This is a genomic window from Acinetobacter sp. Li1LvA2, assembly GCF_056156705.1.
In genome coordinates, this window is the sequence record NZ_JBSICF010000003.1 from 29538 (window position 1) to 52817 (window position 23280).

35 protein-coding genes and 1 pseudogene are annotated in these 23280 nt (G+C 41.1%); 1 reads left to right on the plus strand and 35 read right to left on the minus strand.

Annotated elements, in window-relative coordinates:
- Window positions 1-32 precede the first annotated feature (32 nt).
- From ACS604_RS07370 to ACS604_RS07390, 5 genes are all read right to left on the minus strand, one after another.
- The gene (locus tag ACS604_RS07370) at window positions 33-2228 is read right to left on the minus strand and encodes a TRAP transporter large permease subunit (RefSeq protein WP_174730992.1); all 2196 of its coding nucleotides are present in this window, start codon (window positions 2226-2228) and stop codon (window positions 33-35) included.
- 178 nt (window positions 2229-2406) lie between these two features.
- The gene (rrtA, locus tag ACS604_RS07375; protein WP_004789598.1) at window positions 2407-2982 is read right to left on the minus strand and encodes a rhombosortase; all 576 of its coding nucleotides are present in this window, start codon (window positions 2980-2982) and stop codon (window positions 2407-2409) included.
- Window positions 2983-3065: 83 nt separating this feature from the next.
- On the minus strand, window positions 3066-4154 hold the full coding sequence (locus tag ACS604_RS07380; protein ID WP_004789599.1) for a hypothetical protein: 1089 nt from the start codon (window positions 4152-4154) through the stop codon (window positions 3066-3068).
- A gap of 769 nt (window positions 4155-4923) precedes the next feature.
- A complete protein-coding gene (locus tag ACS604_RS07385; protein WP_474771025.1) occupies window positions 4924-5313 on the minus strand; it encodes a hypothetical protein in 390 nt (129 codons plus the stop codon).
- 6 nt (window positions 5314-5319) lie between these two features.
- Window positions 5320-5577, minus strand: a complete 258-nt coding sequence (locus ACS604_RS07390; protein WP_004789602.1) for an FAD assembly factor SdhE — start codon at window positions 5575-5577, stop codon at window positions 5320-5322.
- A 189-nt stretch (window positions 5578-5766) separates the two neighbouring features.
- Here ACS604_RS07390 and ACS604_RS07395 point away from each other — a divergent pair, with 189 nt between their 5' ends.
- Entirely contained in the window at window positions 5767-6939 is a 1173-nt protein-coding gene (locus tag ACS604_RS07395) for an acyl-CoA dehydrogenase family protein (RefSeq protein ID WP_174732488.1), read from the plus strand.
- 51 nt (window positions 6940-6990) lie between these two features.
- On the opposite strand, the gene ACS604_RS07400 is transcribed toward ACS604_RS07395, so the two are convergent.
- The 30 genes and pseudogenes from ACS604_RS07400 to ACS604_RS07545 all read right to left on the minus strand — a co-directional run bounded on the left by ACS604_RS07400 (window position 6991) and on the right by ACS604_RS07545 (window position 23202).
- A complete protein-coding gene (locus ACS604_RS07400; protein ID WP_474771027.1) occupies window positions 6991-8481 on the minus strand; it encodes a flavin-containing monooxygenase in 1491 nt (496 codons plus the stop codon).
- A gap of 181 nt (window positions 8482-8662) precedes the next feature.
- On the minus strand, window positions 8663-9040 hold the full coding sequence (gene rplQ / locus ACS604_RS07405) for a 50S ribosomal protein L17 (protein ID WP_002049717.1): 378 nt from the start codon (window positions 9038-9040) through the stop codon (window positions 8663-8665).
- 18 nt (window positions 9041-9058) lie between these two features.
- Window positions 9059-10066, minus strand: a complete 1008-nt coding sequence (locus ACS604_RS07410) for a DNA-directed RNA polymerase subunit alpha (protein WP_003653641.1) — start codon at window positions 10064-10066, stop codon at window positions 9059-9061.
- Window positions 10067-10083: 17 nt separating this feature from the next.
- Window positions 10084-10710: a 30S ribosomal protein S4 gene (gene rpsD, locus ACS604_RS07415; protein WP_003653643.1), complete on the minus strand. Its 627-nt coding sequence runs from the start codon at window positions 10708-10710 to the stop codon at window positions 10084-10086.
- 12 nt (window positions 10711-10722) lie between these two features.
- The gene (gene rpsK, locus ACS604_RS07420) at window positions 10723-11109 is read right to left on the minus strand and encodes a 30S ribosomal protein S11 (protein ID WP_001040166.1); all 387 of its coding nucleotides are present in this window, start codon (window positions 11107-11109) and stop codon (window positions 10723-10725) included.
- Window positions 11110-11128: 19 nt separating this feature from the next.
- Window positions 11129-11485 carry a 30S ribosomal protein S13 gene (gene rpsM, locus ACS604_RS07425; protein WP_004789609.1) on the minus strand — a complete coding sequence of 119 codons (357 nt, stop codon included), beginning with the start codon at window positions 11483-11485 and terminating at the stop codon, window positions 11129-11131.
- A 105-nt stretch (window positions 11486-11590) separates the two neighbouring features.
- Window positions 11591-11707: a 50S ribosomal protein L36 gene (gene rpmJ / locus ACS604_RS07430; protein WP_000867907.1), complete on the minus strand. Its 117-nt coding sequence runs from the start codon at window positions 11705-11707 to the stop codon at window positions 11591-11593.
- 20 nt (window positions 11708-11727) lie between these two features.
- Window positions 11728-13047: a preprotein translocase subunit SecY gene (gene secY / locus ACS604_RS07435; protein WP_171056864.1), complete on the minus strand. Its 1320-nt coding sequence runs from the start codon at window positions 13045-13047 to the stop codon at window positions 11728-11730.
- 45 nt (window positions 13048-13092) lie between these two features.
- Window positions 13093-13533, minus strand: coding sequence for a 50S ribosomal protein L15 (rplO, locus tag ACS604_RS07440; RefSeq protein ID WP_004789613.1), 441 nt, complete (start codon window positions 13531-13533; stop codon window positions 13093-13095).
- A 3-nt stretch (window positions 13534-13536) separates the two neighbouring features.
- The gene (gene rpmD / locus ACS604_RS07445) at window positions 13537-13713 is read right to left on the minus strand and encodes a 50S ribosomal protein L30 (protein WP_000849088.1); all 177 of its coding nucleotides are present in this window, start codon (window positions 13711-13713) and stop codon (window positions 13537-13539) included.
- Between the two features lie 6 nt (window positions 13714-13719).
- Window positions 13720-14217 carry a 30S ribosomal protein S5 gene (rpsE, locus tag ACS604_RS07450; protein WP_003653653.1) on the minus strand — a complete coding sequence of 166 codons (498 nt, stop codon included), beginning with the start codon at window positions 14215-14217 and terminating at the stop codon, window positions 13720-13722.
- A 2-nt stretch (window positions 14218-14219) separates the two neighbouring features.
- Window positions 14220-14570 (minus strand): 50S ribosomal protein L18, encoded by a 351-nt coding sequence (gene rplR, locus ACS604_RS07455; protein WP_003653654.1) that lies wholly within the window; start codon window positions 14568-14570, stop codon window positions 14220-14222.
- Window positions 14571-14584: 14 nt separating this feature from the next.
- The gene (gene rplF / locus ACS604_RS07460; RefSeq protein WP_005301272.1) at window positions 14585-15118 is read right to left on the minus strand and encodes a 50S ribosomal protein L6; all 534 of its coding nucleotides are present in this window, start codon (window positions 15116-15118) and stop codon (window positions 14585-14587) included.
- Window positions 15119-15131: 13 nt separating this feature from the next.
- Window positions 15132-15527 (minus strand): 30S ribosomal protein S8, encoded by a 396-nt coding sequence (gene rpsH / locus ACS604_RS07465; RefSeq protein ID WP_004789617.1) that lies wholly within the window; start codon window positions 15525-15527, stop codon window positions 15132-15134.
- A gap of 11 nt (window positions 15528-15538) precedes the next feature.
- Entirely contained in the window at window positions 15539-15844 is a 306-nt protein-coding gene (gene rpsN / locus ACS604_RS07470) for a 30S ribosomal protein S14 (RefSeq protein ID WP_004789619.1), read from the minus strand.
- Window positions 15845-15853: 9 nt separating this feature from the next.
- Window positions 15854-16390 (minus strand): 50S ribosomal protein L5, encoded by a 537-nt coding sequence (gene rplE, locus ACS604_RS07475; RefSeq protein WP_004789621.1) that lies wholly within the window; start codon window positions 16388-16390, stop codon window positions 15854-15856.
- A gap of 15 nt (window positions 16391-16405) precedes the next feature.
- On the minus strand, window positions 16406-16723 hold the full coding sequence (gene rplX / locus ACS604_RS07480) for a 50S ribosomal protein L24 (RefSeq protein WP_002116820.1): 318 nt from the start codon (window positions 16721-16723) through the stop codon (window positions 16406-16408).
- A gap of 9 nt (window positions 16724-16732) precedes the next feature.
- On the minus strand, window positions 16733-17101 hold the full coding sequence (gene rplN / locus ACS604_RS07485) for a 50S ribosomal protein L14 (protein ID WP_001982634.1): 369 nt from the start codon (window positions 17099-17101) through the stop codon (window positions 16733-16735).
- A 92-nt stretch (window positions 17102-17193) separates the two neighbouring features.
- The gene (gene rpsQ, locus ACS604_RS07490; RefSeq protein ID WP_001291845.1) at window positions 17194-17451 is read right to left on the minus strand and encodes a 30S ribosomal protein S17; all 258 of its coding nucleotides are present in this window, start codon (window positions 17449-17451) and stop codon (window positions 17194-17196) included.
- Window positions 17448-17645: a 50S ribosomal protein L29 gene (gene rpmC, locus ACS604_RS07495; RefSeq protein ID WP_000849928.1), complete on the minus strand. Its 198-nt coding sequence runs from the start codon at window positions 17643-17645 to the stop codon at window positions 17448-17450. The genes rpsQ and rpmC overlap by 4 nt, the downstream gene beginning before the upstream one ends.
- Window positions 17645-18058, minus strand: a complete 414-nt coding sequence (rplP, locus tag ACS604_RS07500; RefSeq protein WP_002049688.1) for a 50S ribosomal protein L16 — start codon at window positions 18056-18058, stop codon at window positions 17645-17647. Before rplP ends, rpmC begins: the two co-directional genes overlap by 1 nt.
- Window positions 17998-18814 (minus strand): annotated as a pseudogene (gene rpsC, locus ACS604_RS07505) (30S ribosomal protein S3). Before rpsC ends, rplP begins: the two are co-directional and overlap by 61 nt.
- Window position 18815: 1 nt before the next feature.
- The gene (rplV, locus tag ACS604_RS07510) at window positions 18816-19145 is read right to left on the minus strand and encodes a 50S ribosomal protein L22 (protein ID WP_004639524.1); all 330 of its coding nucleotides are present in this window, start codon (window positions 19143-19145) and stop codon (window positions 18816-18818) included.
- Window positions 19146-19156: 11 nt separating this feature from the next.
- Window positions 19157-19432 (minus strand): 30S ribosomal protein S19, encoded by a 276-nt coding sequence (rpsS, locus tag ACS604_RS07515; protein WP_001138119.1) that lies wholly within the window; start codon window positions 19430-19432, stop codon window positions 19157-19159.
- A 13-nt stretch (window positions 19433-19445) separates the two neighbouring features.
- Window positions 19446-20270 carry a 50S ribosomal protein L2 gene (gene rplB / locus ACS604_RS07520; RefSeq protein WP_004789629.1) on the minus strand — a complete coding sequence of 275 codons (825 nt, stop codon included), beginning with the start codon at window positions 20268-20270 and terminating at the stop codon, window positions 19446-19448.
- 11 nt (window positions 20271-20281) lie between these two features.
- Entirely contained in the window at window positions 20282-20602 is a 321-nt protein-coding gene (gene rplW / locus ACS604_RS07525) for a 50S ribosomal protein L23 (RefSeq protein ID WP_003653662.1), read from the minus strand.
- The gene (rplD, locus tag ACS604_RS07530; protein WP_003653663.1) at window positions 20599-21201 is read right to left on the minus strand and encodes a 50S ribosomal protein L4; all 603 of its coding nucleotides are present in this window, start codon (window positions 21199-21201) and stop codon (window positions 20599-20601) included. The genes rplW and rplD overlap by 4 nt, the downstream gene beginning before the upstream one ends.
- An 11-nt stretch (window positions 21202-21212) precedes the next feature.
- A complete protein-coding gene (gene rplC / locus ACS604_RS07535; RefSeq protein WP_004639526.1) occupies window positions 21213-21851 on the minus strand; it encodes a 50S ribosomal protein L3 in 639 nt (212 codons plus the stop codon).
- Window positions 21852-21909: 58 nt separating this feature from the next.
- A complete protein-coding gene (rpsJ, locus tag ACS604_RS07540) occupies window positions 21910-22221 on the minus strand; it encodes a 30S ribosomal protein S10 (protein ID WP_000070912.1) in 312 nt (103 codons plus the stop codon).
- A 252-nt stretch (window positions 22222-22473) separates the two neighbouring features.
- Window positions 22474-23202: a type 1 glutamine amidotransferase gene (locus tag ACS604_RS07545; protein WP_474771104.1), complete on the minus strand. Its 729-nt coding sequence runs from the start codon at window positions 23200-23202 to the stop codon at window positions 22474-22476.
- Between the last annotated feature and the right edge of the window lie 78 nt (window positions 23203-23280).

Here is a 23280-nt window from a genome sequence, read left to right on the forward strand (position 1 = left end):
GCTTTTTTGTATAACCGATACTTTAATTTAAGTTAATGGTACCAACCGAATAACTTAAATACATATGGCACATAAGTAACCAATACTAGTGATGAGAACAAGACAATAATTGGTAGCAACCAGCGTTCATAACGGAAGTAGAAACTTGTATATTTCTCTTTCGCTTCAGCATCGGCAGCGTTCACTTCATCATCTCCGACGGACAACCGCGTGAGTAGATGGTTCAAGGCAACTGGTGGGGTTACATAACCAAATTCGAATGCAACCAACACAATCATCCAGAAGTGAATTGGATGAATACCATTTTCATATGCTACAGGCGCAATGGTTGCAGCAACTAAAATTACAGCACCAAATGGATCTGTACACATACCAATAATGGCAAGTAACAGTGCAATACATGCTAGTGATATATAGATACTACCTAAATGAGTCGGCAATAATTCAACCACTTCAGAACGTTCAATTAAACCACCAACACTTGCAGACAATGCCATCAGAATAATTAGTGCGCCAATATGGCCTACAGTTTCTGAAGTTGCAAAACGCAGCGCTCCACCAAAACCAAGACGGAACTGAGAACTATGCGGATCATGTGCTCGAAGGAATGGTGATTTCTGTTCGTGTTCACGAACAATCGCCTCATGAATATTGATCGCAGGATCTTCTTTTGGCGCTACCAATTTGTCATACAAAATCATTGCGATCAGGACTAATGGCAAAATTACTGGAGCAGTAAATTCATTCATTCCTGTGTCTAACGCATATTTATAAATAGCAAGAACAACAGCAGTGATCAGAATGTATGGAATTACAGGTACAAAGGCGCGCATCATGCCTGGAATCGCAACTTTTGGCGAATTTACACGGAACTTCTCTTCAGCCAAGAGTAATGAAACACCCAAGAAAATAAATGCTGTTAACCAAAATACATAAACACCATGGCCAAACAACTCATCGGACGTTACATGACGGCTGTCCAGCATCGCAATTAAAACAACCAATAGACATGGGCGTACCACCACACCTAAAGAGCCTGACATTGCAGACACAGCCAATGCATATTGACGGCGAGCACCCGCATTCCAGACTTCTTTATAAATAATTGCGCCTGCTGCAATAACGAAAATACCTGACGCGCCTGTATAAGCCGTCGGTACCGCAGCTGCAATTAGAATTAACCATGTTAAGGTTTCTGGTGCCAAATTCCATGGGCGAAGCACATTAAGGAACAAGTCCATAACGCGTGTTTGAGTTAAAAGCATACCTGCCCAAATAAACAAGGCAAGGTTTAAGAAAATACCTGAGAATTCAACCAATAAACCAAGGTAAATCCCTTGCCCCATTGGATAATCCATAAAGAATGTGAATACTATGCCCGTAATCAAAGCCATGTAAGCATATAAAGGCACACTTAGTAGAGCTAAGCCAATATTACCGCCTTCACGTTTTGGTGGAGGTGAAACAAATAATTGATAAAGACTAATCAAAGTCAGAACAACAAATAAAATCATCCATATCCAGTAAATAGTTACTGTTTCATAGGTAGGTGTCACCCCAGAATTGATAACTGAACGATACTGGCTAATTACAGAGAAACTGAGTAGAGCATTAGCAACCACCATAAAGATGGAATAGACTTTATAATCTATTTTTGTTGCCGGATTACGTAAGCCAATATGGTGAAATTTTAACGATGCGGTAATCGCAGAAATTAGAACCATAAAAATCAGTAAAATTGCTCGATTTTCTGTACCAAATTTAAAAATACCAAAGAAACCAGTCTCGATAGCACGGTAAGTACGTACCCCTGGGTTAGCTTCGATATATTTAATTGTCTTGTCATATGCCTGATATTTCTCATCACATTGTTGCTGCGCTGCGAGAAGCGATGCACGGACATCACTTTCTGACGCTGCACCAAAGAAACTCGAAAAATCATCAGATGCATTCGCTTTCATTTGTTCTTTGACTTGAGCATCGATATTTGGATGTCGATCACAAGTCGGTTTTTCAGGTTCAGCACGCAAAAATGAATATTGCATACCTATCGCAGGATCACCATAAAGACGTTCCCCGATACGTAATAATTGCCCGTGGATCATCTCCCCGGTACCAATGATTAGCGTCATTAATAGTAGAATGAGGATAACGAATGTTGAGATCCATTCGTTCCAGATATAACCCAACAGACCTAATCCAGATCTTTTTTCTTGATGTTCTTGCATAAATATTCCAATTTTGTTCTCCCAAAAACCTGAAAAACAGGAGTTTGAGTCATGCAATTTTCTTGGTCAGGGGTTAATTCCTTCCCCCTTCTACCAATCCCTTTATTCAACGATCAAATTTGCATCAAACTTTATTAATAAAGAATGACTAAAATCACTTTTTTAACAGTTTGTATTGTCAATATTTCTTTTTTAATCTTTGAGCAAGCCAATAGCAGCCCCCAAAGATTGCTCCACCAATTGCTCCATATAAGTGAGCTTCAGTTAAGACTGGGCTCCCTATTAACTGGGCAGTTCCTGTTTGCCCAAAAGTATTTTCCCATATCAGTTTTGCAATAATTAATCCTAAGACCAGAAAAGCAAAATTCCGTTCTTTACGATATTGCAAATAAACTAAAGCAACTGCTGTATAGAGCCCATGTAAAACACCTGACAAACCAGCATATGCCTCGATATAAGGTAAATAAAAATAGAAGACCAAGCTAATGAAAGGTGGCAACAGTAAAAGTAGACTTAAAAGATGCCACGCTTTGGTGTGCGGAAAAATAAACGGTAAACAGGCGAATGCCATCATGTTTAAAAGGAAATGAATCCACCCAACGTGTACCCAATGTGCAGTCCATAAACGCCAGAATTCACCAAGTAAACTTTCCCGCCAATAAATAAAAGTATCAGGAAATACTTGTAGACATGCAGATATGGAAATGCACACTGCGACCAAAAGCACTTTATTATTCAGTACATGATCTTTCATGGCACACTCCTTGAAATTAAACTTCTTACAATTATTGTAGAACTTAACAATAGACTCGCAAGAAGTTAGTCTTTCAAATATGTTTACTGTGCTGCTGGTGGAGCAGATGAATCCGCAGGAGCTTCAGATGCGGCTCCGCCATCAAACAATTCATCTAGCTCTGCTGCACCTTCATTCTTATCGTCCCAGAAATGTGACATGCCATCATCTCCAGTACGCACGCCAGTATGCTCAGTCCAGTAACGGTCAGAAATACCGCGTACAATTAGACCTGCCATACTATCGATTAACTTAAAGTTCGGATTAACAGGCTTATCATCAGCTTGAGAAGCGGCATATGATCTTAATGCATCACGGATTTTTGCATCATCACCACTTGCTTGAGCAGCTACCGCATATAAAGCATGAGATAAGCGAACACCTTTTTGCTCGCCAATCTGCATTGACTGTTTTAGAGTTTGGTATGGATCAGGTTTCCCTTCATCTGCCCCAGGTAATAAAGTCCAGATAACAGCACGCGTTGCGTTAGGCGCTCCCCAGAATTTTTCATTATCTAGACAAACCATGCCACGCTCTACAATAGCGGCGATATCCTTTGGAACATTGACTGCGCCACCAGAGTTAATATCATTGGTCACAGCCTGAAGGCCACTAATCATTCCAAGTAAATAAACTGTTTGATCAGTATCACTACGCATTGTTGGACAAGAATCACCTAAATGGTATTTATATTTAGATTCCCAACGATCAGCAAACAACTTATAGCCTGTATATTGACGCTCAGCAGCAATTGCTGCCCAACGCTTTTGTGCAATACGTGCATCTTGAGCTTCAGTTACTTGCCCTGCTTTTGATGCACGCAAATAACGTAATTCCTGTTCTAATGCTTGATTCTCAGCACATACACCTGAAGCCGCATACATTAATACCGCAACACGTGTTGGATCTGCACCCATACCTTTAGTAGACATGATTGCTGGTGTTAAAGCACTACCAGTATTACAAACCATTTCAGCATCTTGCATTGCCAGAATAGGCGGAACGACGTGCTTTTCCGTAAAACCTAAAGCAACATTTGCTCCGGTTTTCACGACGTATGAACAACCTGATAAAACTGAAGCTGCAAGAAAACTCATCGCCAAACCTTGGCTTATTTTTTGGACTTTAGACATCTTCCTGTCCTCTATGTAATTTGTTTTTTCCTTTTCAGATGTACATTAGCAGATGCATATCTTGAATAAAAGAGTAATTACTCTAATTGTAGCGCTTATACTTTGACACACTTCACAGCAGATAAAATTGACAGTTTTTCAGGGAAACAGAAATTTTAGGCAAAAAAAAGTAGCATTGCGACGGTTCAGCACATGCTACTTATTAACTGAGATAAGCTTTTAACGGCTTATATTATTTTTGTTCTATATAATCCTTAAGTAAAGTTCCTGCTCTTCCTACTACCACAGCCATAACTACTGCAATTAACAGAAACATCCACATTGAAATCTCCATGAGAGACCTCCTTACTACAATCGCACCCAGTTATAAACTGGACACTTGATGAAATTAATCGACTAACCAATTTAATAATTGACTGATCGACGACCTTGCATCCTCTGTCTCTTAACTTTGTTAAAATTAACTCTGTTAAGATGTTCCCTGAGTAAAGTTCCTGCTCTTCCTATCACCACTGCCAGAATGATGGCAATGACCAAGAACGACCATGTTGGCATCTCCATTTTGAGACCTCCGACACACTTTACGTTGGTGTTTGTACTTTAACCGATCAAATAGATACCCATAGGTGAAATTGTCAGACAATTGTATTTCCTTAGCTTTTTTCTATATTTTAATTAGACAATCCTGATCTCAAGTAAGAAAATAAAGATTAAGTTATTGTTTTTTATAATTTTTAAATAAATATACAAATGTAGAATTGTCTAACAATTAATGAAGTTTCTGTAGGACTTTTAACTTTCTCCAATACTGCAAAGGAAGTTGATCAAACCAAATTATGGCTACTTTCACAGGTGCCCCCTCAAAATAAATCATCATAAATAGCTGATAATTAATTATTTTATTAATTTCTACACGGTGAATCACTTTTTTAGGAAGATAAACAACTGACCAAGATTTTTGATCTAAATATGCAATTTGAGAAATTCGTGATTGTTTTAAAAATAATAGGAAACCAATAGATAAAAGGATCAGACTAAATAGCCACCACATAGGTGATAACAATTGATAAAGTAGGATTGCTAAACTCAAGCCAATAAAAAGCTGAAATATTATCGAGAAACGACTATATTTCAGCTCAAAATTCAATTCTTTTATCAAAACAGTTTAGCCATGTACGTACTGTTTTAATTTATAAATAAATTCACGTAACTCTGTGCGTGGAGGTTCAGAAACTTCCATGAACCAATCTAGCAAATCTGGATCTTCTTGTTCTACTAATTCTGCAAATAAGGCCTTTTCTGCCGGATCCGCATTTAAATAATAGTTTTTTACATAAGGGTCAAAATAGACGTCAATTTCTTTTAAGCCGCGGCGTGCTCGATAAATTACTTTACGTTCTTCCAAGGTCATTTCGTCAGACATTTATTTCCCCATCTGCGTTGATAGTGCGCCTAGTTTACCTGATCACATTCCAAAGATCGCTAAAAATATCAAATTGACCAAATTTATCATCTTGTACTCATAATTGAGCATTCATCACATTGTTCGCCATGAAATGCTTCCGTATGTTTAAGGAAATAACATCACACCTGAACCAAGGAAGAAATACAAATGCAATCTGGTGCCATCCGTCCTATTCCAAATATGTTACCGAGAAAACTATTTAACGAAGAGCATGAAGCTTTCCGCGAAACAGTGCGTAAATTCTATGAAAAGGAAGTTGTTCCCAATATTGAAAAATACGAAAAACAGCAACATGTTGACCGAGATCTTTGGAATAAGGCTGGAGAATTAGGTCTTCTTTGCACCACAATGCCAGAGCAATATGGTGGGTCTGGAGTAGACCGCTTGTACAGTATGATCTTAATTGAAGAACAAGCTTATGCTATGGATTCTAGTACGGGTTTTTCTTTACATTCAGATATTGTTGCGAATTACGTAAATAACTTTGGTAATGAAGAACAAAAACAAAAGTGGTTACCAAAAATGGCAACCGGAGAAGTGGTCACGGCTATTGCCATGACTGAGCCTGGTACTGGTTCTGATTTACAGGCAGTGAGAACCACAGCTGTACTTGATGGCGATGAGTATGTCATTAATGGTTCTAAAATTTTCATTACCAATGGTTACTTATGTGACATGGTCGTAGTCGTTTGTAAAACGGGTAATAACGACAAGGGTTCAGCGAACTTATCGCTCATTATTGTTGAAGCAGACAGAGCTGGCTTTAGCAAAGGTAAGCCTCTTAATAAAATTGGAATGAAAGGCCAAGATACGTGCGAATTATTTTTTGATAACGTTCGTGTTCCTAAAGAAAATCTCTTAGGTATGGAAGGCATGGGCTTTATCATGCTCATGAAAGAATTGGCTTGGGAACGAATGCTAGTCGCTATTATTTGTCAGGCAGGCGCTGAAGCCGCATTTGCCCATACTGTCCAATATACAAAAGACCGTAAAGCATTTGGCAAACCTGTTAGTGCATTTCAAAATACGCGTTTTAAACTTGCTGAACTGAGAACAGAAATAGATTTCTGCCGTACCTATCTAGATCGTTGTATGGAATTACAACTTGAAGAAAAATTGAGTGTGGAAGCTGCTGCAGCTGCTAAATATAAAATTTCAGATATGTTCTCAAAAGTTGTAGATGAATGTCTTCAATTACATGGTGGTTATGGTTACATGCTTGAATATCCAATTGCTCGTGCCTACATAGATCATCGAGCAAATCGAATTTATGCAGGTACCAATGAAATTATGAAAGAATTAATCTCTAGAACGCTTTAATAAATTCAATATAAAAGGGGCATTACGCCCCTTTTATTTATTTAATATCTATTAAGATACTAGTTTTGGCTTACGCTCATTCGTTTCTAAACGTTTATGAAAATGTAGAACACCATCTTCAAATTTTGAATTTTTTAGCGACTTTCTATCTTCTAAATAGTTATTAGTGACTTGCCATGGAGCATGCTTACCTTGTTTTGGAAGTTCATGTGCTGCACGACTGATATAACCTGAAGACAATTTACCCATTACAGTATCTTCTTCCATTTCAGTTTTATCACCAGACGGAACCACTTCATCATAACTATTTTTGTCCATATAGTTTAACAAGCGACAAATATATTCTGCAGCGATATCAACCTTAAGCGTCCATGATGCATTTACATAACCAATAATCATGGCCATATTTGGTACATCACTCAACATAACACCGTTGTAAAGCATATGTTCAGATGAATTAAGAGCTTTGCCATCGATAGTAGCCTGAACCCCACCCATAATTTGAACTTGTAAACCAGTTGCAGAAATTACAATATCCGCATCAAGATGCTTACCTGATTTAAGTAAAATACCTTTTTCAGTAAATTTCTCAACTTGATCTGTTTCTACACTCGCTTTACCTTCACGCAAAATCTTAAATAAGTCACCATCAGGTACAACACATAGACGTTGATCCCAAGGATTGTATGAAGGTGTAAAATGCTTCATATCAACTTTACCCTTTAACTGCACTTCAATTGCTTTTAAGAGTAAACGACGTACAGTCTTTGGATGCTTCTGAGACAATGCATAAATAGCGCGTTGCATACCAATATTACGTGCACGGGTAAATTTATACGCCGCTTCTTCAGACATAAATTTACGCGTTTTTTCATAAATGAAGTCGATAGAAGGCACACTAGCAATATACGTTGGTGAACGCTGCAACATCGTTACATGACCAGCCCCACCTTTCGCCATTGCCGGTACTAAAGTAATCGCTGTTGCGCCACTACCAATAATAACGACCTTTTTACCTGTGTAATCTAAATTTTCAGGCCAATGCTGCGGATGAATGAGTTGCCCTTTAAATGCTTCTTGATTTGGGAAAGAAGGCGCATATCCTTGATCATAGTTATAGTAACCAGTACACCCAACAACAAAATTAGCAATCCAAGTCTGTTGTTTTTTCTTGCCATCTTCAATTACAACCTGCCATTTCTTTGATTCAGAATCATAATTAGCAGAAAGTACACGATGACCAAAGTGAATTTTTTCTTTTAATTTATATTCATCAATAACTTCACCTAGATATCCTTTAATAGAAGCACCATCAGCTAATACATTCGCTTTACACCACGGCTTAAAATTAAAACCAAATGTGGACATATCTGAGTCTGAGCGAATACCAGGATAACGGAAAAGATCCCATGTTCCACCAAAAGATTCACGACGCTCTAAAATTTCAAATTGGCGTTGTGGAGAATTTTTTGATAAATGGGCAGCAACTCCAATTCCTGAGATACCTGCGCCAATGATTAAAATATCAACTTGCTTTTCCATTTTATTTTTATACCCATTGTTGAGAATATAAGTTTATTAAAGCACAATTTTGACAATACACAATGTCAAGTTTGACCATTTATCCGTTTTTTTATGTCACTTGAGGACATTTTTATAATTTTATTAATTAATAAAAATAAAAAAGACCGGTATAAAACCGGTCTTTTTTGAATAAAATCAATTATTCAGCTGAAGTATTCACTTCACGATCTACTAGCTCAACGTAAGCCATCGGTGCTGCATCACCAGCACGGAAGCCCGCTTTAAGAACACGTAGATAACCGCCGTTACGTTCTTTGTAACGAGGGCCGAGTACGGTAAATAATTTACCTACAGTTGCAGCATTACGAGTACGAGCAAATGCTAAACGACGATTTGCTACAGTATCGTTTTTTGCTAGAGTGATTAAAGGCTCAGCAACACGACGTAATTCTTTAGCTTTAGGAACAGTTGTTTTGATCAACTCGTGTTCAAATAAAGAATTAGCCAAGTTTTGGAACATCGCTTTACGATGGCTGCTTGTACGGCCTAATTTCACACCACTATTACGATGACGCATGGTGATAGTCCTACTTAATTAACGGCTACGATAGGCAAAACGGTCGTCCATACGAAGACTAGCTGGTGGCCAGTTTTCAAGACGCATACCGAGTTGTAAGCCTTTCGATGCCAAAACATCTTTGATCTCTGTTAACGATTTTTTACCAAGGTTAGGAGTTTTTAACAACTCAACTTCAGTACGTTGAACAAGATCACCAATGTAGTAAATATTTTCTGCTTTCAAACAGTTAGCAGAACGAACAGTAAGCTCTAGATCATCTACTGGGCGAAGCAAGATTGGGTCAACTTCTTCACGAGGCTCTTGAGCAACTGGAGTTTGGTCTTTCTGAAGATCAACAAAAATTGCAATTTGTTGTTGCAAGATTGTTGCCGCTTTGCGGATTGCTTCTTCAGGATCAACCGTTCCATTTGTCTCGAGGTCGATTACCAGTTTATCTAAATCGGTACGTTGTTCTACACGCGCATTTTCAACGGTGTAAGAAACACGCTTAATCGGGCTATAAGAAGCATCTAATTGCAAACGACCAACAGGACGTGTTTCACCTTCAGGGAAACGAGAATCAGATGTTTCATAACCACGACCTTGAGCAACCTTCAAGCGCATTTTTAGTGAGCCTGAAGCACTCAAAGTACCGATCAAATGTTCTGGGTTAACCACTTCAACATTATGAGGTAAACGAAGGTCAGCAGCAGTAATTTCGCCAGGACCTTGTTTCTCTAATGTTAAATATGCTTCATTTTGATCGAACAGCTTAATAGACAATCCTTTTAGGTTCAGCAAGAGCTCGACGATGTCCTGCTGCAAGCCTTCTAAAGTACTGTACTCGTGCTCGACACCTTCTATCTCCACTTCAACCACAGCAGCGCCAGGTAAAGAAGACAATAGAATGCGACGTAAAGCATTACCTAGAGTATGGCCAAAACCACGCTCTAAAGGTTCTAGAATCACTTTTGCCGAGGTCCCGCTAACCGCTTCGACCTTGATCGCTTGCGGAGTTAGAAACTCGTTTGCAGTACGCGTCATTATTGCTACCTCAAGGATTATTTAGAATACAATTCTACAATCAAGCTTTCATTGATTTCAGCAGGTAAATCAGCACGATCTGGTGCAGCTTTAAACGTACCTTCAAGCTTAGAATGATCAACATCCATCCAAGCTGGAATACCACGTTGTGCAGCTAACTCAATCGCGTTTTTAATACGCAATTGTTGTTTAGCACCTTCGTGAACCGCAATTACATCACCAGCTTTAACTTGAATAGATGCGATGTTTACACGACGACCATTCAAAGTAATGCTACGGTGACTTACTAACTGACGAGCTTCTGCACGTGTAGAACCAAAACCCATGCGATAAACAACGTTATCAAGACGGCTTTCAAGCAATTTCAACAAGTTCTCACCTGTTGCGCCTTTAACACGAGCTGCTTCTTTATAGTAGTTACTAAATTGACGTTCTAACACACCGTAAATACGACGGACTTTTTGTTTTTCACGTAATTGTAGTGAATACTCAGATTGCTTACCACCGCGTGCCTGACCATGTTGACCAGGTGCTTTGTTAGCTTTTTTAGTTTTGACGTCAAAAGGTTTAACGCCAGATTTAAGTTGCAGGTCTGTCCCTTCGCGGCGAGAGAGTTTGCATTTTGGACCAATATAACGAGCCATGAATGTTTCTCCTTACACGCGACGTTTTTTAGGTGGACGGCAACCGTTGTGAGGAATTGGCGTCACATCGGTAATGCTGTTAATTTTATAACCCACTGCGCCTAATGCACGAACCGCAGACTCACGACCTGGACCAGGACCTTTTACAAGGACATCCAGATTTTTCAAACCGTAATCCAAAGCTGCTTTACCAGCAACTTCAGCAGCTACCTGAGCAGCAAACGGAGTTGATTTACGTGAACCACGGAAGCCTTGTCCACCAGAGGTGGCCCAAGCCAATGCATTACCTTGACGATCAGTAATCGTAACAATGGTGTTATTAAAAGACGCGTGAATGTGTGCAACACCTTCAGAGACGGTACGAGTGACCTTCTTGCGTGTGCGAGTATCTTTAGCCATCTTTTAGCTTCCAGAAATCTTACTTTTTAATCGGTTTGCGCGGACCTTTACGGGTACGTGCGTTAGTTTTGGTGCGTTGACCACGGACAGGCAAGCTGCGACGATGGCGAAGGCCGCGATAGCAACCCAAATCCATTAAACGTTTAATGTTCATGGAAATTTCGCGACGTAAGTCACCTTCGGTAGGAACCTTAGCAACTTCTGCACGAATCGCATCAAGCTGAGCATCGTCCAACTCACGGATCTTAGTAGTTTCAGTAATACCAACTGTAGCTAAGATATTCTTAGCAGTATGGCGACCGACACCAAAGATGTAAGTGAGGGAGATAACAGCATGCTTGTTATCCGGAATGTTTACACCGGCAATACGAGCCATTCACTTTCTCCAAAAAGGCAGTAGAGATAATCAACCGCCCCACAAAATCTTGAGGGGCGGATATTAACCCAATTCGCCTACTGAAATCAACAGGTCTTGATTAGATTAACCTTGACGCTGCTTATGACGAGGTTCTGCGCTACAAATTACGCGAATAACCCCATTACGACGGATAACTTTACAGCTACCACAAATTTTCTTTACAGAAGCTTGTACTTTCATGATGAAACCTCTAAGTGCGCTTATCCCTTAGGATGAGCAGTCGTTTTTCTCATTAATGTTTGATTATCATATTGATGAGATGTTAAGTGCGCTTGTAGCTGAGCCATAAAGTCCATAACAACGACAACTACGATTAGTAATGATGTACCACCCAAAGAGAATGGGATACCAAAAGAACTTTGTAGAATCATTGGCATTAAACAAATGACCGTAATATAAATCGCACCAATAAACGTCAAACGATTAAGAATATGATCTAAGTAACGAGCAGTTTGCTCACCTGGGCGAATACCAGGCACATAAGCTCCGCTGCGTTTTAGATTTTCTGATACTTCCTTAGGGCTAAATACTAAAGCCGTATAAAAGTAACAGAAAAAGATAATTAACGCACCAAAGAGCACCAAATACAAAGGCTGTCCAGGCGACAATACTAAAGCTAAATCTTGTAAGCTACGCTTAATTAATCCAGCATTTGCATCTGCACTTCCCACCCATTGACCAAGACTCGCTGGGAACAATAGTAAAGAACTTGCAAAAATCGCAGGAATCACACCAGCCATATTAATTTTTAATGGTAAATGTGTCTGCTGTGCTGTAAATATACGACGACCTTGTTGCTTTTGTGCATAATTCACTGGAATACGACGTTGTGCTTTTTCAATAAACACAATGGCAGCCAGCACACCTACAGACAAAAGACCAAAGATCACAAGACCAATTAAGCTTGTCTGACCATTATCTACTGATGAAACTGATTGCATAATTAATTTAGGCAAACCAGAAACAATACCAGCAAAAATAATCATTGAGATACCGTTACCAATACCTCTTTCAGTGATTTGTTCACCTAGCCACATTAAGAACATAGTTCCAGCGACAAGTGAAGTAACTGCTGGTATATAAAACTCAAGACCAACTGACAGAGTAATACCCTGACCAATCAAACCTGCACACATACCAACTGCCTGAACCACTGCAAGCAATAATGTACCCTGACGCGTATATTGATTAATTTTACGCTTACCTTGCTCACCTTCCTTTTTCAAGGCTTCTAGTGAAGGAATTACCGTAGACATTAACTGCACAATAATTGAGGCAGAAATGTAAGGCATAATTCCTAAAGCAAGAATAGACATTCGCTCTAAAGCACCGCCAGAAAACATATTGAATAGCCCAAGAATAGTTCCTTGGTTCGCATGAAATAAATTTTCTAACGCAGCATTATTAATGCCTGGTACTGGAATATGCGCTCCTAGTCGAAAGACCAGCAATGCACCGATTAGAAAACTCATCCGGCGAATAATTTCACGATATTTCACGTGAAATGGCTGACCTTTCATCATGTTGACATGACCTGAAGAACTAGGAGACATAGACACTCGAGATTACTCCTCGACTTTGCCGCCAGCTGCTTCAATTGCAGCTTTAGCGCCTTTAGTCAATGCAACACCTTGAACAGTGAATGCACGAGTGATTTCACCAGAAAGTACGATACGAGCACGAACTTGGTCACGACGAACAACATTCGCAGCTTTCAAAGTTTCTAGGCTAACGATGTCGCCTTCAACTTTGCTTAACTCAGATAAACGTACTTCAGCAGTTTTTAAAGCGATTTGGCTAGTGAAACCGAATTTAGGTAAACGACGATAAATCGCTGTTTGACCGCCTTCAAAGCCTGGACGAACGCCACCACTTTTACGTGATTTTTGACCTTTGACACCACGGCCACCAGTCTTACCAACGCCAGAACCGATACCACGGCCTAAACGACGGTTTTCACGTTTTGCACCTTCCGCAGGCGCAAGCTCATTTAAACGCAGAGTCATGGCTTATTCCTCTACACTAACCATATAGTAGACTTTGTTGATCATACCGCGGTTAGAAGGCGTATCTTGCACTTCTACAGTATGACCAATACGACGCAGACCTAAACCTTGTAAGCAAAGCTTGTGATTTTTCAAGCGATGTGAAGAAGATTTAGTCTGGGTAACTTTAATCGTTTTCATGATTGATTACCCTTGAATTTCTGCTACTGATTTACCACGTTTCGCAGCGACTTTCTCAGGAGAAGTCATATCACGCAAACCTTTGAAAGTTGCGTTTACTACGTTTGCAGCATTAGTAGAACCATAACATTTAGCAAGTACGTTATGCACGCCCGCAGCTTCTAGAACGGCACGCATTGCGCCACCAGCGATTACGCCAGTACCTTCAGAAGCAGGTTGCATGTATACACGGCTTGCACCATGACGAGCATTCACAGGGTGTTGTAAAGTAGTACCTGCAAGGTCTACAGTAATCATGTTGCGACGTGCAGCTTCAAGTGCTTTAGAAATAGCAGCTGGAACTTCACGTGCTTTACCACGACCAAAACCAACACGACCATTACCATCACCCACAACAGTTAATGCTGTGAAAGAGAAGATACGACCGCCCTTAACAACTTTGGCTACACGATCAACGGCAACCAGCTTTTCAACAAGACCTTCGTTTTGTTCAACTTTAGCCATGATTAGAACTCCAAGCCGTTTTCACGAGCAGCATCAGCCAAGGCTTTGATACGACCATGATATTTAAAACCAGAACGGTCAAATGCAACTTTAGTTACACCAGCTGCTTTCGCGCGCTCTGCGATTAAAGCACCTACTTTAGTAGCAGCATCTACATTACCTGTCGTACCGCTACGTAAAGATGCATCCAAAGTTGAAGCTTGCGCTAAAACTTTGCCACCATCTGCTGAAATAACTTGAGCATAGATGTGACGCGGAGTGCGGTTTACACACAAACGAGTCGCACCCAATGCACGGATGTGCAAGCGTGTGCTTTTCGCACGACGCAAACGGGTTTGTTTCTTTTCGTTCATAAGAACCTCGCGCCTTATTTCTTCTTAGCTTCTTTACGAAGAATGACTTCATCCGAATAACGAACACCTTTACCTTTATATGGTTCAGGAGCACGATACGCACGGATTTCTGCCGCTACTTGACCTAACAACTGCTTGTTTGCTGATTTCAAAATGATTTCAGTTGCAGTTGGAGTTTCCGCTGTTACACTTTCAGGTAAAGCGTAGTCAATTGGGTGTGAGTAACCAAGGTTAAGGTTTACAACAGTACCCTTAACCGCAGCTTTATAACCAACACCAACTAGCTGCAACTTACGTTCGAAGCCTTCACTAACCCCTTTTACAAGGTTATTCAATACAGCGCGAGCAGTACCAGCTTGCATCCAAGCATCTTTCGATTCTTTAACTGGAGCAAGTTGAAGTTTACCTTCTTCCTGTTTTAGCTCGACCAGCGCATGCAGGTTGAAAGACAACGTACCTTTGCTGCCTTTCACTTCGACCTGCCGGCCGTTCTGAGTAACTGTTACACCATTCGGTACAGTTACTGGGGCTTTAGCCACACGAGACATGAGGAATCACCTATTAAGAAACAAAAGCAATAACTTCACCACCAACGCCCGCAGCACGTGCAGCGCGATCAGTCATGATGCCTTTGCTTGTAGAAACAATTGCAATACCTAAACCTTGCTTAACGCTTGGAAGTTTATCTTTACCACGGTATTGGCGAAGACCTGGACGGCTTACGCGCTTAACCATTTCGATAACTGGTTTGCCTTCGAAATATTTTAAAGTAATTGTCAAAGTAGATTTTGTCTCTTCTTGAGCAACTTCTACGTTTGAAACATAACCTTCTTGTTGAAGTACGTTTGCAATTGCAACTTTCAACTTAGAAGAAGGCATAGAAACAGTTTGTTTCTTAGCCATTTGTGCGTTACGAACACGTGTTAGCATGTCGGCAACGGTATCTTGCATACTCATTTAGTCGCTCCTTACCAGCTTGCCTTAACAACGCCTGGTACATCACCCTGCATTACTGTGTCACGTAATTTGTTACGGCTTAAACCGAACTTACGGAAGTAACCATGAGGACGACCAGTTAAACCACAACGGTTACGAAGACGTACCGGAGATGCATTACGTGGCAACGCTTGTAACTTTAACATCGCTTCGAAACGTTCTTCTTCACTTGCATTTACGTTTGCAATCGTAGCTTTTAATTCAGCACGTTTTGCAGCGTATTTAGCAACTGTTTTTTCGCGTTTCAATTCGCGATTAACCATACCTTTCTTAGCCATATCGACCTCTTATTTGAACGGGAAGCCGAATGCACGCATAAGCGCACGGCCTTCGTCATCGGTGCGAGCAGTCGTAGTAATAGTAATATCCATACCACGAATACGATCAATCTTATCGAAATCGATTTCAGGGAAAACGATTTGCTCTTTCAAACCCATTGAGTAGTTACCACGACCATCAAATGATTTCGAAGAGAAACCACGGAAGTCACGGATACGAGGGATTGCGATTGAGATCAAACGGTCCAAGAATTCGTACATTTGGTCGCCACGTAAAGTAACTTTACAACCAATCGGCCAACCGTCACGGATTTTAAAACCAGCGATAGATTTGCGAGCAAGTGTAATTACTGGTTTTTGACCAGCAATTAACTGCATGTCGACTACAGCGCCATCTAATAATTTCTTATCAGTTGCAGCTGCGCCTACACCCATGTTTAGGGTAATTTTTGTGATGCGTGGAATTTCCATCACGTTCTTAATGCTAAGTTCTTCTTTTAACTTTGCTTTAAGTTCATCATTGTAACGTGCTTTAAGTCTGGCCATTGCCTTTTCAACCTATTACTTCGCTACCGCCACTGATTCACCATTTGATTTATAAACGCGAGTTTTCACGCCATCAATCACTTGGTAACCAACACGGTCAGCCTTCTGGGTTGTAGCATTTAAAATTGCCACGTTTGAAATATGAAGCGAAGCTTCTTGAGTAACGATACCGCCTTCAGCGCCAGTTACACGATTCGGCTTTTGATGCTTCTTCACTAAGTTAAGGCCTTCAACCTTAACGCGGTCTTCAGAAACAGACAATACAGTACCCTGTTTGCCTTTTTCTTTACCTGCGATCACGATAACTTGATCGCCTTTTTTAATCTTAGCCATGATTGCCTCTTATAGAACTTCAGGAGCCAATGAAATGATTTTCATGAACTGTTCAGTACGAAGTTCACGAGTCACTGGTCCGAAGATACGAGTAGCAATCGGAGCTTTGTTGTTGTTCAGGATAACTGCAGCATTATCATCAAAACGGATCACAGAACCATCTGGACGACGAATGCCGAATTTAGTACGAACTACAACCGCATTCATCACGTCACCTTTTTTAACACGTGCGCGTGGGATTGCTTCTTTTACAGTAACTTTAATAATGTCGCCAACAGAAGCATAACGACGATGTGAACCACCAAGTACTTTAATACATTGTACGCGGCGAGCACCACTGTTGTCTGCTACGTCGAGCATAGTTTCGGTTTGAATCATTGCCCTACTCCAAAACCGAGCATCACCGGTCACAATTTCGAAAGGCTCAAAGAGTACTCGAAATTGACCGATGATGCAACAAGAACGTCGAATTACTCAGCAGCTGCTTCAACTACTTCCACTAAAGTCCAAGCTTTAGTTTTAGAAATTGGGCGGCTTTCTTTGATTGTCACAACATCACCAATTTTAGCGACATTGTTCTCATCATGAGCGTGTAACTTAGTTGAACGGCGAATTGACTTGCCATACAACGGGTGTTGAACGCGGCGTTCAATAAGAACAACAATAGATTTATCCATTTTGTCACTTACGACTTTGCCGGTTAACGTGCGGACTGTTTTTTCACTCATTGTCCGTTCCCCTGTTTTTCGGTAAGGAGTGTCTTAATACGAGCAATTGTCTTACGAGCAACTTGCACTTCGTGCGATTTACCCAACTGACCAGTTGCTTTCGCCATACGAAGACGGAATTGGTTAAGCTGTTGCTCATCAAGCAAAGCTTTCAACTCTTCTACCGACTTTTCACGTAAATCTTTAGTTTTCATTACATTACCGTCCGAGTCACGATAGTGGTTTTAAACGGAAGTTTAGCAGCAGCTAAAGCAAATGCTTCACGCGCTAATTCTTCGTTCACACCTTCAATTTCGTACAGGATCTTACCTGGTTGGATCTGGCAAACCCAGTATTCCACGCTACCCTTACCTTTACCCATACGCACTTCAAGAGGCTTTTGAGTAATTGGTTTATCCGGGAATACGCGAATAAAGATTTTACCACCACGCTTAATACGGCGGCTAATAGTACGACGTGCAGCTTCAATCTGACGCGCAGTCATACGACCACGTTCAGTTGCTTTGATTGCAATCGAACCAAATGATACTGTACTACCACGATGCGCTAGACCAGTATTACGGCCTTTGTGCACCTTACGGAATTTGGTACGTTTAGGTTGCAACATGGATTATTCTCCCTTGTCAGCAGCACGGTCACCGCGACGACCACGACGCTCTTGACCTTCACCACGACCACGACCACGTTTAGCTGGACGATCTTCAGCAGGAGCAGGGTTCATGACTTGTTTCATGCCACCTAAAATCTCGCCACGGAAAATCCAAACTTTAACACCAATCGTACCGTAAGTTGTTTCTGCACGCATAGTTGCATAGTCAATGTCTGCACGTAATGTATGCAAAGGTACACGACCTTCACGATACCATTCCGTACGAGCAATCTCTGCACCACCTAAACGGCCAGACACTTCAACTTTGATACCTTTAGCACCAGCACGCATAGTGTTTTGAACCGCACGCTTCATAGCACGACGGAACATTACACGCTTTTCTAATTGAGAAGCGATTGCTTCAGCAACTAAACGCGCATCTAAGTCTGGGCGATCAATTTCATTGATACTTACTTGCGCAGGAACACCCATAATGCTGGTAAGTTCGCGCTGTAATTTCTCAATATCTTCGCCTTTTTTACCGATTACGATACCAGGACGAGCTGTGCTAATTGTTACTTTAGCAGCGCCTGATGGACGTTCGATAAGAATGTTGCTGATCATCGCATTCTTAAGTTTTTTAGTTAAAAACTCACGAACTTGAAGATCTTTAAGCAAGTATTCAGCGTATTGTTTCGGACTCGCATACCAGTTAGCGTTATGACGTTTCACAACACCTAGGCGGATACCGATTGGATGAACCTTCTGACCCATATCAAACCCCTACCTTAACGGTGATGTGACAAGTACGCTTCGTAATACGATCTGCACGGCCTTTAGCACGTGGCATAATACGTTTAAGGCTAACACCTTCATCAACGTAAATCGTAGAAACTTTAAGATCGTCAACATCTAAACTGTTATTGTGTTCAGCGTTTGCAATCGCAGATTCCAATGCTTTTTTTACTAAAACAGCAGCTTTTTTATTGCTGAAGTTTAAGATATTCAAAGCATGCGCAACAGATTTGCCGCGAATAAGATCTGCAACCAAACGTGCCTTTTGTGCCGAGATAGCGGCACCGCGTAATTTAGCAGTTACTTCCATCATGACACCTATTAACGTTTAGACTTCTTGTCAACACCGTGACCACGATAGGTACGAGTTGGCGCGAATTCACCGAGTTTATGACCAACCATATGCTCAGTAACAATTACTGGAACGTGATTACGACCATTATGAACAGAAATTGTTAAACCAACAAAATCTGGAAGGATCATCGAACGACGAGACCAAGTTTTAATCGGCTTGCGAGAGTTACTAGCAACAGCCGCTTCAACCTTAGCGAACAAGTGCGCATCGACGAATGGGCCTTTTTTCAGAGAACGAGGCATTAGTCAGATTCCTTTACTTGACGCGACGGTCGCGAATAATCATCTTAGTCGTACGCTTATTGGTACGTGTCTTGTACCCTTTAGCTTTTTGACCCCATGGGCTTACAGGTTGAATACCTTTGTTACGCCCTTCACCACCACCGTGCGGGTGATCAACTGGGTTCATCGCCATACCACGTACGGTAGGACGAACACCACGCCAGCGCGCAGCACCAGCTTTACCCAATGAACGAAGGTTGTTTTCTTGGTTAGAAACTTCACCAATTACAGCGCGGCATTCAACATGAATTTTACGCATTTCGCCTGAACGAAGACGAACAATCGCGTAAGAACCATCACGACCCAATAACTGAACAGAAGCACCAGCAGAACGCGCTAATTGCGCACCCTTACCAATTTTAAGTTCAACGTTATGAAGTGTAGAACCGATAGGCATGTTACGAAGTGGCAAGCAGTTACCTGGACGAATTGGAGCATCGTTACCAGATTGTACTTTATCGCCAGCACGTAAGCCTTTAGGAGCAATGATATAACGACGCTCACCATCAGCATATTTCAACAAAGCAATATGTGCTGTACGGTTAGGATCGTATTCAATGCGCTCTACAACAGCTGGGATGCTGTCTTTATTACGCTTAAAGTCAACGATACGATAGTGTTGCTTATGACCACCACCAACGTGACGAGTTGTAATGTGACCGTTATTATTACGACCACCAGTACGTTTTTTTGCTTCAACCAACGGTGAGTAAGGCGCGCCTTTGTGAAGGTGGTCATGAACCACTTTCTCTACAAAGCGACGTCCTGGAGACGTTGGCTTACATTTTTGAATCGGCATAATTTTCGTCCTTATTCCGCTGCGCTTTCAGCGGTATCGCCCAAGTCAGCCATTTCAACATCTTGGCCAGCTTTCAGGGTGACGTATGCTTTTTTAACATCAGAACGACGTCCTAATGTTTTACCAAAGCGCTTAGTTTTACCTTTAGTAATAGTAGTGTTAACTTTAACAACTTCTACACCAAAAAGTTTTTCAACTGCTTTTTTAACTTCAAGTTTAGTAGCATTAATATCTACTTTAAATACTTGAACGCCAACAGTATCACCTAAAACTTGTGCCTTTTCTGAGAAGACTGGTCCTTTAAGGACTTGATAGATACGTTCGTTGTTCATCCGAGTTCTACCTCAATTTTCTTAGCAGCAGCTACAGACATCACAACTTTATCAAACGCGATCAAGCTTACAGGATCGATTGCAGTAGCATCCACCACATCTACATGCGGAAGGTTGCGTGCTGCAAGATATAAGTTCTCATCTACAGCTTCAGTAACGATCAATGCACGAGCGGCATTTAAATCGCCAAGCTTTGCAAGCAATTCTTTAGTTTTTGGAGCTGCAATAGCAAACTCTTCAACTAATACAAGACGATCTTGGCGAACAAGTTCAGCTAAGATACATTGCATTGCACCGCGATACATTTTACGGTTTACTTTTTGAGACCAATCTTGTGGACGAGCAGCAAAAGTTTTACCACCGCCAACCCAGATTGGGCTACGAGTAGAACCCGCACGAGCACGACCAGTACCTTTTTGACGGAATGGTTTTTTACCACCGCCAGAAACGTCTGCACGTGACTTCTGAGCACGAGTACCTTGACGACCACCTGCCAAGTAAGCAGTAACAACTTGGTGTACAAGAGCTTCGTTAAATTCACGTCCGAAAGCAACTTCAGACAATTCAACAGCAGAGCCGGAAACAGTTTTCAAATTCACGGTATTTCCCCTCAGGCCTTGATGGTAGGACGTACAATCACGTCACCGCCAGTTGAACCAGGAATTGCACCTTTAACAACTAAAACAGAACGTTCAGCGTCAATAGATACGATTTCAAGACCTTGTACTGTTACGCGTTCATCACCTAAGTGACCAGCCATTTTTTTGCCTTTGAACACGCGACCAGGAGTTTGGTTTTGACCTGTAGAACCTAATACACGGTGAGAAACTGAGTTACCGTGAGTAGCGTCTTGGGTACGGAAGTTCCAACGTTTAACACCACCTTGGAAACCTTTACCTTTTGATTGACCAGTTACGTCAACTACTTGACCAACTGTGAACAAATCAACACCAATAGTACCGCCAACTTCACGACCTTCAAGCTCAGCTTCAGTAACACGGAACTCTTTAACTAAACGACCAGCAGCAACACCAGCTTTCGCGAAGTGACCTTTCTGAGCGTTAGTTACGCGAGATTCGCGACGTTCACCAGTAGTTACTTGAACAGCTTGATAACCATCAGTTTCAAGTGTTTTGATTTGCGTAATGCGGTTTGGATCGACTTCGATGACTGTAACAGGTACAGAAACACCTGCATCTGTAAAGATGCGAGTCATACCACATTTGCGACCGACTAAACCAATAGCCATGTGCATAAACCTCTAAAAAAGCGGCCTAATTAACTTAAAAGTTAATCAACCGAAAGCCTTAACCCAAAGCGATCTGAACATCAACACCAGCCGCAAGATCTAATTTCATCAATGCATCAACAGTTTTATCTGTAGGTTGAACGATATCGATCAAACGTTTGTAGGTGCGGATTTCGTACTGGTCACGCGCATCTTTGTTAACGTGCGGTGAAGTAAGAACGTTGAAGCGTTCGATGCGAGTAGGCATCGGAATTGGACCACAAACTTGTGCGCCAGTACGCTTAGCGGTTTCTACGATCTCTTGAGCAGATTGATCAATCAGACGATGATCAAAAGACTTCAAACGGATACGAATTCTCTGGTTAGACATACCAGTAAACTCCAAGCCAAACATATAAAGAATCACCTTTGACGCATCTCACCCATTGGTAAGTGTCAAAGGCAGTGAAAATCACTAAGGTCATGATCGATGCCACGACTGTAATGCACATTTACCACTTTCTTCGCAGTAAATGCCCCTCCTATTGAGGGTCGCTCATTATAACGATTGTTTAAGTCTTATGCAATTCTCTTTTTCTATTTTCTCCACAAAACCTGCTTTAATCGTGTATTGGGAACTAAACTAAGCACTTATTACAAATTCAATCGCTTTATTTAGAAGTTGATTACCTTGTTCAAATTTTTGTGCTTCGGAAGAATATAATTCACGCGTAGATTGAACATATTCTCCATCAAAAATAGAAAGCTCTTCTTCATCTTCAAGTAAAAGCGCTAGAGCTGCTGGCGTCATCTCTGGATGGAACTGAAAACCCAGTACATTTTTCCCAATCTGATACATCTGATTACGACAAGCCACACTTTCAGCCAAGTGTATAGCACCTTTAGGTATTTCAAATGTCTCACTATGCCACTGCATCACCTTTATTTTCTCTGGTAATGGGAAGCTTTCTTGAGGTAGATTCGCAACTCTCTGAACTGTTGACCATCCAAGTTCCTGATAGCGATTACGGCTTACCGCAGCCCCTAACGCATTAGCAATTAACTGCCCCCCTAAACAAAGACCAATAGCTGGCTTTCCCGCTGCCAAATAACGGCGCAACCATCTTTTTTCTATCTTTAGCCACGGGAAATTTGCCTCATCATTTACACTCATGGTGCCACCCATGACTAATAGTAAATCAACCTCATCAATTCGAGGCAAAGCTTCTATTTCAAGTGACCGATCAACCGGAAGTGCAAAAAACTCAGTAGAGCTAATTGTCGCGTGGTGGGCTTTTAAAAATGAATAACAGCTTCCAAATCCCTCACCCGCGATATGTTGAAAATAGTGAACACGTAAATGCGACTTCATGCGCTTAAACCTATTGTTGTTAGAATGTTGTAGTGGTCTTTGCAAAAATAAAGCCAAGTTTTTATTTTATGAGCCTAC